The organism is Nocardioides daedukensis (assembly GCF_013408415.1).
Lineage (GTDB): Bacteria > Actinomycetota > Actinomycetes > Propionibacteriales > Nocardioidaceae > Nocardioides > Nocardioides daedukensis.
This window is the reverse complement of the sequence record NZ_JACCAA010000001.1, coordinates 2,424,413-2,437,773: the sequence shown is the minus strand read 5'-3', so window position 1 is coordinate 2,437,773 and position 13,361 is coordinate 2,424,413. Positions and strand designations below refer to the sequence as shown.

The window sequence follows — 13,361 nt, the reverse complement described above, 5'->3', positions numbered from 1 at the left end:
GGCAGCGGGTTACCAGCAAGTCACTCGGCCAACCACCTCAACCAGCGACCTCAACCACTCAACCGGGCAGCTCAGCAGCAGCGCCCCTCGGGGTGCGCGTCGCGATGATCGCTGCGGCGTCGCTCCCAGTCCCGCCGCGACATCGGCTCCAGGCCTGCGGCGCGCGAGCGTACGACGTACCGCTCCCAGCGCTCCTGGCCCGACGCCTCGCGCCACAGACGTCTCACCTCGTCGAAGAGCCTCATGCGTCAACCAGCTCCGAGGTGACCTTCGGCGTCTCGGTCGTGGGCACGGCGCCACCGGTTCGCAGGGTCCGGACCACCACCACCGCGGCGTTGAGCACGACCACGATCACCAGCAGCGCGAAGGCCGCCTGCAGTGAGCCGTTGAGGATCGAGTTGTTGATCACCTGGTCCATCTGGTCGGCGTTCGTGGCCGGCGCGAGCACCTCCCCGGCGTCGCGGGCGGCGCGATAGTCCGAGGCCTGCTGGAAGTAGCCGATCCGCGGATCGTCACTGAACACCTTCTGCCAGCTGGCCGTCATCGTGACGATCAGGTCCCAAGCCAGACCGATCCCCGGCACCCAGGCCCACTTCGCCTTGCCGTGCTTGATCAGCAGGGTCACGGCCAGGGTCAGCGCGATGGCCGCGAGCAGCTGGTTGGCGATGCCGAAGAGCGGGAAGAGCTGGTTGATGCCACCGAGCGGATCGGTCACCCCGACATAGAGCATGTAGCCCCACAGGCCGACCACCACGGCACTGGCCGACCAGGCCGCCGGCTTCCAGGAGACGTCTCCGAACTTCGGCCAGAAGTTGCCGACGGTGTCCTGCAGCATGAACCGGCCGACACGGGTGCCGGCGTCGACCGCGGTAAGGATGAACAGCGCCTCGAACATGATCGCGAAGTGGTACCAGAAAGCGGCCAGGTTGCCGCCGAACGCCTCGTGCAGGATCTGCGAGATCCCCACCGCCAGGGTGGGCGCGCCACCGGTGCGGGAGATCAGTGATGACTCCTCCACCGCGGCCGCCGCGGCAGACAGGTCTCCGGGACTGATCGTGAAGCCCAGGGTGCGGACAAACTCGGCCGCTGCCTCCGGGTTGCCCCCGGTGGCGCCGGCCGGGGCGTTCATCGCGAAGTAGAGACCTTGGTCGATCACGCAGGCCGCGATCAGCGCCGAGATGGCGACGAACGACTCCATCAACATCCCGCCGTAGCCGATCGGCAGGACGTGCGACTCCTTCTTCACCATCTTGGGAGTCGTGCCAGACGAGATCAGGGCGTGGAAGCCGGACAGCGCCCCACAGGCGATGGTGATGAAGACGAACGGGAACAGCTTCCCGGCGAAGACCGGCCCCTCGCCGCTGGTCGCGAAGTCGGAGACGGCCGGTGCCGAGAGGGTCGGCGCGGCGAGGATCAGCCCGATCGCGAGCAGCACGATCACGCCGATCTTCATGAACGTGGAGAGATAGTCACGCGGGGTGAGCAGCATCCACACCGGCAGGATCGAGGCGACGAAGCCATAACCGATCAGGCAGAGCGTCAACGTCTCCTTGTCGAGGGTGAGCGCACCGCCCAGGCCCATCTCCTCGACGTACTGCCCGGTGAAGATCGCGAGCAGGAGCAGTACGACGCCGATCATCGTCACCTCGAGCACCCGGCCCGGGCGGAAGTGGCGCAGGTAGAAGCCCATGAACAGCGCGATCGGGATGGTCAGGCCGATGGAGTAGACGCCCCACGGGGACTCGGCCAGGGCGTTGACGACGACCAGTGCGAGCACGGCCAGGATGATGATCATGATCGCGAAGACGGCGATCAGTGCGGCGATGCCGCCGACCACGCCGATCTCCTCGCGGACCATCTGGCCCAGCGACTTGCCGTCGCGACGCATCGAGAAGAAGAGGATGACCATGTCCTGTACGGCGCCCGCCAGGAGCACCCCAACGATGATCCAGATCGTCCCTGGCAGATAGCCCATCTGGGCGGCGAGCACCGGTCCGACCAGTGGGCCGGCACCGGCGATGGCGGCGAAGTGGTGGCCGAAGAGCACCCGCTTGTCGGTCGGTTCGAAGTCGACGCCGTCCTCGAGGCGCTCGGCGGGAGTGGCTCGGGTGTCATCCAGCTCGAGGACTCGTCGGGCGATGAAGCGGCCGTAGAACCGGTAGCCGATCGCATAGGACGAGAGCGCCGCGAACAGGATCCACAGCGCCGAGACCTCCTCGCCGCGTGACAGGGCGAGGACCGACCAGCAGACCGCGCCGACGACCGCCACCGCGACCCAGATCGCGGTCGACTTCGGGTCGAGCTTGCGGGTGGATTCCTGATGCATCGTCATGTCGCGCGTCTTTCGTCGTCCCGAGAGTCGGCCCAAGGTCACGGACCGTCACCAATCTCTCGCAGGGGGTGTGGTCGGCACAAGAGACCCGCAAGAGAGGACATCGGGCGGGTGCCACGCGAGAGCAGGGTCACACAGCCGTGCAATTGCACTCTCTTGGAGCAAGTGCAAAACTGCACTTCGTGAGTGAAAGTGCAAACACGCTCGAGAAGCGGAAGGTCTCCACGACCCACCGCATCACCATCTGCGCCCAGAAACTCACCGATCAGCGCGGCTTCGACGGCTTCACGATGGACGAGCTCGCCGAGGCTGCCCAGGTCTCGCGCCGGACCCTGTTCAACTACTTCCCCGGCAAGTTGGACGCCGTACTCGGCCCCGGCCCCGAGCTTCCGGACCAGGTCATCGAGACGTTCCGGGCGGGTGGGCCGAACGGCGACTTCATCGCCGACATCAAGGTCCTGATCGCCGCAATGGTCGACATCAAGGGCTTCGACCGCGACGAGGCCCTGGTCGCCCGACGCATCTTCAAGACCAACCCCCGCCTCCTGCTGGCGGTGCACGAACGATTCCACGCAGTGACCGAGCTGTTCACCGACCTGATCCTCGACCGCGAGGGACAGGACTTCGGCAGGCATCGGGCGCGGATCCTGATCAACGTCCTGGCGTGCCTCTTCGACGTCGCCCTCGAGGACGTCTTGTCCGACACCACGGGCCGCCGCGAGCTGGACGCCGCCTACTTCGAGGCGTTCGACACCCTTCGCGGCGTCCTGTCCTGCTGAGCCCCGAGCTCCCTCCCTCCCCCAACACCGCCTCAGATCCAAGATCCGAAAGGGCCATTCCCATGGCAACGCTTCTCTACCGACTCGGCAAGACCGCCTATCGGCGCTGGCCGATCTTCCTCGCCGCCTGGCTGATCGCCGCGGTCGGCCTGGGAGGCTTCGCCGCCACCATGTCCAAGCCGATGTCGGACTCCTTCTCGATCCCGGGCATCCCGTCCGAGAAGGCCGCCGACATGCAGGCCGAGCTCTTCCCGGGCTCCCAGGACGCCTTCGACGACGCCAGCTTCGACGTCGTCGTCCAGGCACCCGAGGGCCACACCCTGGCCGAGCCGGAGTACTCCCGCGCCGTCGACACCCTGGTCGCCGACCTCGTCGACACGCCCCAGATCTCCAAGGAGACCGTGCCGCTCGTCGTCAAGGACGGCGCCAAGCTCACCGATGCGGAGTACGCCGCCACCCTCGACGGCACCGTCGAGAAGCTGAAGAACGCCGAGGTCACCGAGGAGCAGCCCCCGATGATCGGCAACCCGCTGATCCTCGGGCCGGTCCAGGACGACCAGATCGTCTCGGGCGCCGAGTCCGCCGGTGCGACGAAGGCACAGGCCGAGGCAAACGCGGCCGCGCTCTCGATCCTTTCCGAGGACGGGCGCACCGGGCTGATCCAGGGCGAGTTCGACGTCGAGACCCCGATGGACATCAAGCCTGCCTCCCAGGACGAGGTCAAGGAGGCGATGGAGACCGCACGTGACTCCGGGCTGAGCGTCGAAGCCAACGGCCCCGGCATGCAGTCGATGGAGATGCCCGGCGGCTCCGCCGAGCTGATCGGCCTCGCCATCGCCCTGCTGGTCCTCGTGCTGACCTTCGGCTCGCTGGTCGCGGCCGGCCTGCCGCTGATCACCGCCGTCTTCGGGGTCGGCCTCGGGATGATCGGCATCACCGGGATGACCGCGTTCATGGACATCGGCACGACCACGCCGATCCTGGCCACGATGCTCGGCCTCGCGGTCGGCATCGACTACACCCTGTTCATCCTGGCCCGCTATCGCAACGAGCTCGAGCACACCGACGAGCGTGACGAGGCGATCGGCGTGGCCGTGGGCACCGCCGGCTCCGCCGTGGTCTTCGCCGGCCTGACCGTGCTGATCGCGCTCTCCGCGCTGGCCGTCGTACGCATCCCGTTCCTGACCTCGATGGGTCTCGCCGCGGCCGGCACCGTGCTGATCGCCGTCCTGGTGGCACTCACCCTGCTGCCCGCGATCCTGGGCATGCTGAAGACCAAGTCGTTCGGTGGCCAGGTCCGCAAATATGTCCCCGCTCGCGACGAGAAGGGCAAGATCGTCAACAACGGCGTGCGCTGGGCGCGGTTCGTGGGCAAGTCCCCGATCGCCGCGATCCTGCTGGTCGTCGTGGCGCTCGGCTCGATCGCGATCCCGCTCAAGGACCTGCACCTGGCCTTCCCCACTGACAGCACCGCGTCGGTGGAGACCACGCAGCGTCAGGCCTCCGAGCTGATCTCCGGCGCGTTCGGTGAGGGTCGCGAGGCCCCGATGCTGATGGTCGTCGACGCCACCGGCGTCCCCGAGGGCGAGCGCCAGGCGAAGATCGACGAGGTCGCTGCCTGGGCCGGCGAGCAGGCCGGCGTGCTCAACGCACAGGTCGGCGGCACCAACGCCGACCCGTCCGACCCGGACGCGACGCCCACGGGCGCCCTGGTGATGATCACCCCCGAGACGGGCCCGGACGCCACCGCGACCGAGGAGACCCTGGCCGAGCTGCGCAACGGGCAGGACGACATCGAGGCCGCCACCGGCACCGACACCGGCGTCACCGGCCTGACCGCGATCACGGTCGACATCTCCGAGCGCCTCTCGGACGCCCTGCCGATCTATCTGCTGGTCGTCATCGGGCTCGCGTTCATCCTGCTGATGCTGGTCTTCCGCTCCATCCTGGTCCCGCTGACCGCCACCCTGGGCTTCCTGCTCTCGGTGCTCGCCACGCTGGGCGCCACGGTCGCGGTCTTCCAGGAAGGCGCCCTGGGCCTGATGGAGGGCCAGCCGATCGTCAGCTTCATGCCGATCTTCCTGATCGGAGTGGTCTTCGGGCTGGCGATGGACTACCAGGTCTTCCTGGTCACCCGGATCCGTGAGGCACACGTGCACGGGGCCGACACCCGTGAGTCCGTGATCGACGGGTTCCGGGGCAGCGCCCGGGTCGTCGCCGCGGCTGCGGTGATCATGACGGCAGTCTTCGCGGCCTTCATCCTGATGGACGACCCGATGATCCAGATGATGGGCTTCGCGCTCGCCGTCGCGATCGTCTTCGACGCCTTCATCGTGCGGATGACGCTGATCCCGGCCCTGATGTACCTGATGGGCGACAAGGCGTGGTGGCTGCCGAAGTGGCTGGACCGGATCCTGCCGAACGTCGACGTCGAGGGCGAGAGCCTGGAGCGTCCGCACATGGCGGACCACTTCGGCTCGCGCGACACCAGTGACCGCGACGGCGACAAGGAACTGCAGACCGCCGGAGCCTGACATCCCCACCCCGCCGACCCGGCAGTTGTTGACCAACAACTGCCGGGTCGGCGCATTTCCGGGGTCAACAACTGCCGGGTCGGCGAGGGCTTGGGGTCCCGAGTGGCCTCCGTCACACCATTCCTGCCATGCTGGCGTGGCTCCGGCCACCTTCACCGGATCACAGCATGATCATCGGGGGCACACGCACAGCCACCCAGAGAGGAACGAGTGTGAGCAGCACAGACCAGGCAGCCATCGAGAAGAGGCGCGGGGCATTCTCCTCGCGCAACGTCTTCATCTTCGCCGCCATCGGATCCGCCGTCGGGCTGGGCAACATCTGGCGCTTCCCGATGGAGGCCTACGAGAACGGCGGCGGGGCATTCCTGCTGCCCTACCTGATCGCGTTGCTGACCGCAGGGATCCCGTTCCTGCTGCTCGACTACGTGATGGGCCACCGCACCCGCGGCTCGGCGCCGCTGGCCTTCGCGCGCACCCACCGCAAGACCGAGTGGCTCGGTTGGTGGCAGGTGGGCATCTGCTTCGTGATCGCGCTCTACTACGCCGCGATCCTGGCCTGGGCGTTGCGCTACACGCTCTTCTCGGCGGACAAGGGCTGGGGTGACGACCCGAACGCCTTCTTCGGCGGCGAGTTCCTCCAGGCCTCCGACCCGACCAAGGGCATCAGCACCGAGTTCGTGATCGGCCTGCTGGTCCCGCTGGTCATCGTCTGGCTCGCAGTCATCGTGATCATGATGCTCGGGGTCCAGAAGGGCGTCGGCAACACCGCAATGATCTTCATCCCGGTGCTGATCCTGGCCTTCCTGGCGCTGGTGATCCGCTCGCTCTTCCTGCCCGGCGCCGCCGACGGCCTGAACGCACTGTTCACGCCGGACTGGAGCGCCCTGACCGACACCGGCGTCTGGGCCGCGGCCTACTCCCAGATCTTCTTCTCGCTCTCCATCGGCTTCGGCATCATGATCACCTATGCGTCGTACGTCGGACGCAAGGTCGACATGACCGGCTCCGGCCTGGTGGTCGGCTTCGCCAACTCGAGCTTCGAACTGCTCTGCGGCATCGGGGTCTTCTCTGCGCTGGGCTTCATGGCCCAGGCCCAGGGCGTCGCCATCAACGAGGTCGCCTCTGGCGGACCCGGCCTGGCCTTCGTGGCCTTCCCGACGATCATCAACGAGGCGCCGGCCGGCGTCGTGATCGGTCTGCTCTTCTTCGCCTCACTGATCCTGGCCGGCATCACCTCTCTGGTCAGCATCCTTGAGGTGGTGATCTCCGCGATCCGCGACAAGTTCGAGATGAGCCGGATCGGCGCCACGATGGCGGTCTGCATCCCGGCGGCCGCGATCAGCGTCTTCTTCTTCTCCACCAAGAGCGCGCTGCACGTGCTCGACATCGCCGACAACTTCATCAACAAGTTCGGGATCCTCTTCGTCGCCGTGGTCAGCATGGTGGTCCTGGTCTGGATCGTCCGCGCACTGCCCGACTTCGTGGAGCACCTCACCACCCACGGCTCGGTGCCGATCCGTGGCTGGTGGCCGGCACTGATCGCCGTGGTCACCCCGCTGGCACTCACCTTCGTGCTGATCAGCGACTTCGTCGACACGATCAAGGAACCGTACGGCGGCTATCCCACCTGGATGATCGCCACCTTCGGCTGGGGCGTCGTCGCGGCCGTGATCTTCGGCGGCGTGGCCGCGTCGCTGGTGAAGTGGCGCCCGGAGACCAGCCTGGACATCCCCGGCCCGATCGACGAGGGCACCGCACCGATCAAGGAGGAGAACCGATGAGCACCGAGGCAGTCATCATGATGATCGTCGCGATGCTGGTGATCTGGGGCGGCCTGCTCGCCGCGATCGTCAGCCTGTCCCGTTCCGGAAGCCCCGGAGTGGCCGAGATCCACCGCGACCTCTGACTGGGTGTGTCCCATTTGAGGGCGAATACGAGGGCTGCCGATGTCAGATCCCGGTGCGCGGCGGCCATCGTCTTCGACGCCGGCCGCACCGCCGCCTGGTGGCTACAGAGGTAGACGTACCTCGCCGCCGACATCGTGGCGACCGGCCGCGAGGGCCGCGTGGTACGCCGGCGCGTTGTCGGCGTGAATGGTGCCCATGAGGCACTCGTCGTCGGCGAAGGGCAGTGACTTCGCCAAGAGGGGGCTCAGATGCTTGCCGAAGCCACGTCCGCGGTGCTCCGGGGCAAGGAGCAGTTCAACCACCGTCGCGCCCTTGACGCCGCGGCGGCTGTCGGGCTCGGCAGCCAAGATGCCGGCCCAGGTGCCGTTCAGCAGAACGTCGTACAGGAGCCCCGAAGCGGCGAGTTCCTTCAGGTCTTCCTCGTCCTCACATCGCGTGTGCCGGGCGTGGCGGGGATCCGCTTTGACCTGTGCTTCGTGGATCTCCCGGTAGCGCCCGTAGAAGTCGGTGTCGGCGCGAGGACGGGTGGTCAGAGAGGGCGGAGTGGGGTGGGCTCGAAGGTCCCCCAGGAGGCCGACGACCTGCCGCAGCTCCGAGCCGGCGTCCGGCCAGGCGCCGATGGGGTCGGCGGTCGTCAACAGCATGAACCCTGGACGAAACGCCTCGAACGACGTCCTCGCCGCCGCGGTCAGGGCTGCTCGGTCGCTCGGCCTCAGTGGTCGGTCGCTGGCTGATACGCCGACGAAGGGCAGGTCCGGGTCTCTTCCCAGGTACCGCGGACCCGCGAGGATGTGGGCACCGTTGGGCAGCGGCAACCAACGGTCCAAGTACGCCTCGGGCGGCTCCCCCGACTGGGGCGCGGCCTGGGCGTACGAAGTTGCGTACTCCAGGTCCTGGGCGGCGGTGTTGAGCCAGAAGCCCAGCTCTTCTTCCAGCGCCGCCCGTCGGACGGTCTCCGGGACATGCTCGCGCACCCACGGGTGCAGGCTGGCGTCCGCAGCCAGGACGAGCGAATCCAGGGCAGGCAGTTCCGATTCGAGGGTCATCGCGGGCAACACTTTCGGTTGAACCGGCCGTGGTCAAACCGGTTTCTTCGCGGATCAGTGATGACCTCGCCGGCGAGGACACGCGTGCCTGCCGCAGCGAGGACGTGAACGCCCGGGTAGCAGTTCACGCGACAGCCGGGCGGGGCGGACCGGCCGGTCTGCGCGACAGGTGGCGCAGCGTCGTCGCGATGCAGGCGACCTGGAGCCAGCCGGTCGCGGACGCGGTGGTGTTCTCGAACGACTTCGCCAGTCGGCGTGAACGCCCGAGACGGCCGTGGGCAACCTCCACGCGCCAGGCGTGTCGAATGGTGCGAAACACCGGCTGCTTGTCGCCCCACCCCACCCGGCGCAGCTCGAGGTCATGGCTGCGGCCGAGGTCGCGGGCGGCGGCCGCAGTGACGCCGCGGTCCACCAGAACCAGCTCGAGTCGTCCAGTCACGCCTTGCTGGGTCAAGTGCCCCAGCATGAGCTCACTGGCGCGGTTCTCGTGGCTTGAGGCCGGCACGACCAGCGCGCCCACCGGGAGCCCGGTCACGTCGACCGCGACGATGCGCTTGGCGCCTTTGGTCCGGCCGTAGGGCCCGCCGCGGTCGTGAAAGGTGGCCCCACCGTTGGATGACCCGCGGGCAAGGTGAGTGTCGATGACGACCATCGAGGGCGTGGCGTCGGCGCGGCCGTCCGCGTCGCGGGCGGCAGCGTGCAGCACCCTGAGCGCTCGCGCCCAGGTGCCGTTCCGTGACCAGCGGCGAAACTGCGACCACACCCGCGTCCACGGTCCGAAGGACTCGGGAACGTATCGCCACTGGCAGCCGGTGTGGGAGACGTAAAGCATCGCGTCCACGACCCGGCGTAGGTCCGCTGCATGCTTGGGTCCCCGCTTGCCGGGCGCGTTGAACACCGGCTCCAGCAGCGCCCATTTTTCGTCGGTCAGGTCAGTGGAGTAGGGCATGGCCCCGACTGTGCCTTCTTGGCCCGCTGGCGCAGTCGACTCCAAATGGGACACACCCAGTGAGACACCACCGGATGCCGTAGCGGTCCCCCGGGCGAACAGGTCGCATGAAACGGGTCGTATGAATTCGGCCGCCCGGGGGTACGGCCACCCATGCATGCAGACGTGAGCCTCACCGTCGACGGCACCGCACGGTCACTGCGCGTCGACACCCGGACCACCCTGCTGGACGCACTGCGCGAACAGCTGGGCATCACGTCGCCGAAGAAGGGCTGCGACCACGGTCAGTGCGGCTCCTGCACCGTGCTGCTCGACGGTCGCCGACACCTGACCTGCCTGGCCCTGGCGGTGGCGTACGACGGAGTCGATGTCGTCACCGCTGACGGCTTGGCCGGCAACGATCTGCACCCGGTCCAGCAGGCGTTCATCAAGCACGACGGACTCCAGTGCGGGTATTGCACGCCCGGCCAGGTCTGCTCGGCGGTCGGCGTCCTGCGCGAGGCGGAGCAGGGGATGCCCAGCCACGTGACCGAGGACCTGACGCCCCAGGACACCGAGGCTGGGGAGGGCGTCGAGCTGACGGACGAGGAGATCCGCGAGCGGATGAGCGGCAACCTGTGCCGCTGCGGGGCGTACGTCGGCATCCTCGACGCCGTCCGTGAGGCGGCCGGACAAGGGGAGCCCGAACGAGAGGCGGCTGGCCGATGAGGGAGTTCGACTACGTCCTCGCGACCTCCCCCGCCCACGCCGTGGAGACGGTCGCCGGCAATCCGGACGCCCGCTTCCTCGGCGGCGGCACCAACCTCGTCGACCACCTCAAGCTCGGCGTCACCTCCCCCGACACCCTGGTCGACGTCAGCCGCCTGCCATTCGACGAGATCGAGGAGTGCAGCGACGGCGCCGGCCTGCGGATCGGCACCAACGTCCCCAACAGCGACCTGGCCGCCCACCCGGTGATCAGGAGCCGCTTCCCCGCCGTGGCCCGGGCGCTGCTCGCCGGCGCCTCGGGGCAGATCCGCAACCAGGCCACCACCGGCGGCAACCTGCTGCAACGGACCCGCTGCGTCTATTTCCAGGACGTCACCACGCCGTGCAACAAGCGAGAACTCGGCAGCGGATGCTCAGCGCTCGAGGGCTACGGCCGCTACAACGCGATCCTCGGGGCCAGCTCGGACTGCGTGGCCACCCACCCCTCCGACCTCGCCGTCGCCCTGGCGGCACTGGACGCGGCGGTGGTGGTGCAGGACGGCCGTGGTCGGCGCAGGGTGCCGATCGAGGAGCTGCACCGGTTGCCGGGTGACCGTCCCGACCTGGACACCACCCTCGAGCACGGAGACCTGATCGTCGCGATCGAGCTGCCCTATTCACAGATCGCCACCCGTTCCACCTATCGCAAGGTCCGTGATCGGGCGTCCTTCGCCTTCGCCCTGGTCTCCGTGGCCGCAGCCATCGAGATGGACGGCGACCGGGTCGGCGACGTCCGGATCGCCTGGGGAGGGGTCGCACACAAGCCGTGGCGCGCGCACCGCGCCGAGGCCGAGCTGATCGGGCGCCCACTCACCGAGGAGGCCGTCCGCGCGGCGGTCGACGTCGAGCTGGCGGACGCCCGGACCGGTGAGGAGTCGGCGTACAAGATTCCGATGCTCCGCAACACCACCGCCGTGACCCTGACCCGGCTGGCGCAGGAGGCACGATGAGCGAGCAGAAGACCCGACCCGTGCGGATCAACGCGATCGGGGACCGGCTGGCCCGGGTCGATGCCGTCGAGAAGGTGACCGGCCGGGCGACGTACGCCGTGGAGCACCAGGCCCCGGAGGTCACCGACCCGCTGCACGTGTGGCTGGTGCAGTCGACGATCGCCAAGGGGCGCGTCACCTTCGTCGACAGCGCAGCCGCCCTGGAGCACCCCGGCGTCGTTTCGGTGATCGACCACACCGCTGCCCCGCGACTGGTCGACACCTCCGATCGGGAGCTGGCGATCCTGCAGGACGACCGGGTCGGCTTCCACGGGCAGATCGTGGCGCTGGTGCTGGCCGAGACGCCGGAGGCCGCGCGTCAGGGCGCCGCACTCGTCGAGGTCTCCTATGACCAGGAGCCGCACGAGGCCGAGCTGACCGAGCACAACGCGACCGAGGCGCCGGAGAAGGTCAATGCGGAGGCGGCCACCGACACCGACGAGGGCGACGTGGATGCCGCGCTCGCCGACGCGGAGGTGCTCCTCGAGCAGACCTACCGCACGCCGTATGAGCACAACAACCCGATGGAGCCGCACGCCACCACCGCCTGGTGGACCCACGAGGGCGACCGGCCGCTGCTGTCGATGTTCGACTCCAGCCAGGGCGTGCACGGCGTCGCCCAGACACTGGCCCCTCTGTGGGGCCTGGAGACCGACCAGATCCGGGTCCGCGCGCCGTACGTCGGCGGCGGCTTCGGCAGCAAGGGCGTCGCGCACGCACACGTGATGGCCGCTGCGATGGCTGCCCGCACCACCGAGGGCCGACCGGTGCGCCTGGCCGTCACCCGGCAGCAGATGTTCGACCTCACCGGCTACCGCACCGCGACCATCCAGCACGTCCGGCTCGGCGCCGCCGCCGACGGCACCCTGAGCGCGATCCACCACGCGGTGCAGGAGCAGACCTCCGCGATCAAGGAGTTCGCCGAGCAGACCGCCGTGCCGGCGCGGATGATGTACGCCGCGCCCCACCGGCGCACCAGCCACCGGCTCGCCCGCCTCGACGTGGCCGTCCCGTCCTGGATGCGCGCGCCCGGCGAGATGCCGGGAATGTTCGTCCACGAGGTGGCCATGGACGAGCTCGCCGAGGCGTGTGGCATCGACCCGATCGTGCTGCGTGAGCGCAACGAACCCGAGCTCGACCCCGAGACCGGCAAGCCGTTCAACGACCGCAGGCTGCTCGACTGCCTGCACCGCGGGGCGGAGCGGTTCGGCTGGGCCGACCGGCCACCAACACCACGGGCAACGCTCGACGGGGACTGGTGGGTCGGCATCGGCGTCGCCTCCGCGACGTACCCGGCGAACAAGATGCCCGGGAACACCGCACGCGTGCGCTCACTGGGCGATGGGCGCTACGGCGTCGCCATCGGCGGCGTCGACATCGGCACCGGCGCCCGCACCGTGCTGACCCAGATCGCGGCCGACGCGTTGGACGTGTCCACAGCGGACGTGGAGCTTGAGCTCGGGGACAGCAGCCTTCCCGCGGCGACGGTGGCGGGCGGATCCTCCGGCACCAGCTCGTGGGGCACCGCGATCGCCGCGGCGGCGCAGCTGTTCCGTGCCGACCATGGCTCCGATCCGGACCCCGGGCTGGAGACGACCGCCTCCGCGGCGGACGCCGCCGTGGCTGACGACAAGGCCTACCACTCGTTCGGCGCCGTCTTCGCCGAGGCGCGGGTGAACCGGTGGACCGGCGAGATCAGGGTGCCGCGCCTGCTGGGTGTCTATTCGGTCGGCCGGGTGGTGAACCCGACCACCGCGCGTTCCCAGTTCCTCGGCGGGTTGGTGATGGGTCTGTCGGCAGCACTCTTCGAGGAGGGTTATCGGGACCCGCGGTTCGGGCACACCGTCACTCGCGACCTGGCGACCTATCACGTGGCCGCGCACGCCGACGTCCTCGACGTGGACGCGGAGTGGCTCGACGAGTCCGACGACGAGTTCACCCCGATGGGCTCACGTGGCATCGGGGAGATCGGCATCGTCGGCACGTCGGCGGCTGTCGCCAACGCGACCCACCACGCCACCGGGGTGCGGGTCCGTTCCTTCCCGGTCACCGCGGACGCGTTCCTGGACGTCTGAACG

At 68.8% G+C, this 13,361-nt stretch carries 11 protein-coding genes; 7 read left to right on the top strand and 4 right to left on the bottom strand.

Going from position 1 to position 13,361, the window contains the following annotated elements; translation table 11 throughout:
• Positions 1-71: 71 nt before the first annotated feature.
• Together BJ980_RS12080 and BJ980_RS12075 are read right to left on the bottom strand one after the other, a co-directional pair.
• The gene (locus BJ980_RS12080; protein WP_179502520.1) at positions 72-245 is read right to left on the bottom strand and encodes a CstA-like transporter-associated (seleno)protein; all 174 of its coding nucleotides are present in this window, start codon (positions 243-245) and stop codon (positions 72-74) included.
• On the bottom strand, positions 242-2,332 hold the full coding sequence (locus BJ980_RS12075) for a carbon starvation CstA family protein (RefSeq protein WP_179502519.1): 2,091 nt from the start codon (positions 2,330-2,332) through the stop codon (positions 242-244). The genes BJ980_RS12080 and BJ980_RS12075 overlap by 4 nt, the downstream gene beginning before the upstream one ends.
• 182 nt (positions 2,333-2,514) lie before the next feature.
• Here BJ980_RS12075 and BJ980_RS12070 point away from each other — a divergent pair, with 182 nt between their 5' ends.
• The 4 genes from BJ980_RS12070 to BJ980_RS12055 all read left to right on the top strand — a co-directional run bounded on the left by BJ980_RS12070 (position 2,515) and on the right by BJ980_RS12055 (position 7,551).
• Positions 2,515-3,111: a TetR/AcrR family transcriptional regulator gene (locus BJ980_RS12070; protein ID WP_179502518.1), complete on the top strand. Its 597-nt coding sequence runs from the start codon at positions 2,515-2,517 to the stop codon at positions 3,109-3,111.
• A gap of 62 nt (positions 3,112-3,173) precedes the next feature.
• Positions 3,174-5,645, top strand: a complete 2,472-nt coding sequence (locus BJ980_RS12065) for an MMPL family transporter (protein WP_179502517.1) — start codon at positions 3,174-3,176, stop codon at positions 5,643-5,645.
• A 212-nt stretch (positions 5,646-5,857) separates the two neighbouring features.
• Positions 5,858-7,426, top strand: coding sequence for a sodium-dependent transporter (locus BJ980_RS12060; protein WP_218855495.1), 1,569 nt, complete (start codon positions 5,858-5,860; stop codon positions 7,424-7,426).
• Positions 7,423-7,551: a methionine/alanine import family NSS transporter small subunit gene (locus BJ980_RS12055; RefSeq protein ID WP_179502515.1), complete on the top strand. Its 129-nt coding sequence runs from the start codon at positions 7,423-7,425 to the stop codon at positions 7,549-7,551. Before BJ980_RS12060 ends, BJ980_RS12055 begins: the two co-directional genes overlap by 4 nt.
• 102 nt (positions 7,552-7,653) lie before the next feature.
• On the opposite strand, the gene BJ980_RS12050 is transcribed toward BJ980_RS12055, so the two are convergent.
• Entirely contained in the window at positions 7,654-8,598 is a 945-nt protein-coding gene (locus BJ980_RS12050) for a GNAT family N-acetyltransferase (protein WP_179502514.1), read from the bottom strand.
• Between the two features lie 124 nt (positions 8,599-8,722).
• The gene (locus BJ980_RS12045) at positions 8,723-9,547 is read right to left on the bottom strand and encodes an IS5 family transposase (protein WP_179502513.1); all 825 of its coding nucleotides are present in this window, start codon (positions 9,545-9,547) and stop codon (positions 8,723-8,725) included.
• A 165-nt stretch (positions 9,548-9,712) separates the two neighbouring features.
• On the opposite strand from BJ980_RS12045, the gene BJ980_RS12040 reads away from it, so the two are divergent.
• Genes BJ980_RS12040 through BJ980_RS12030 form a run of 3 tightly spaced genes read left to right on the top strand, consistent with a single transcriptional unit; the run spans position 9,713 to position 13,358 of the window.
• Positions 9,713-10,255 carry a 2Fe-2S iron-sulfur cluster-binding protein gene (locus tag BJ980_RS12040; protein WP_343047798.1) on the top strand — a complete coding sequence of 181 codons (543 nt, stop codon included), beginning with the start codon at positions 9,713-9,715 and terminating at the stop codon, positions 10,253-10,255.
• Positions 10,252-11,244 (top strand): FAD binding domain-containing protein, encoded by a 993-nt coding sequence (locus BJ980_RS12035; RefSeq protein ID WP_179502511.1) that lies wholly within the window; start codon positions 10,252-10,254, stop codon positions 11,242-11,244. The genes BJ980_RS12040 and BJ980_RS12035 overlap by 4 nt, the downstream gene beginning before the upstream one ends.
• Positions 11,241-13,358: a xanthine dehydrogenase family protein molybdopterin-binding subunit gene (locus tag BJ980_RS12030; protein WP_179502510.1), complete on the top strand. Its 2,118-nt coding sequence runs from the start codon at positions 11,241-11,243 to the stop codon at positions 13,356-13,358. The genes BJ980_RS12035 and BJ980_RS12030 overlap by 4 nt, the downstream gene beginning before the upstream one ends.
• Positions 13,359-13,361: the final 3 nt, after the last annotated feature.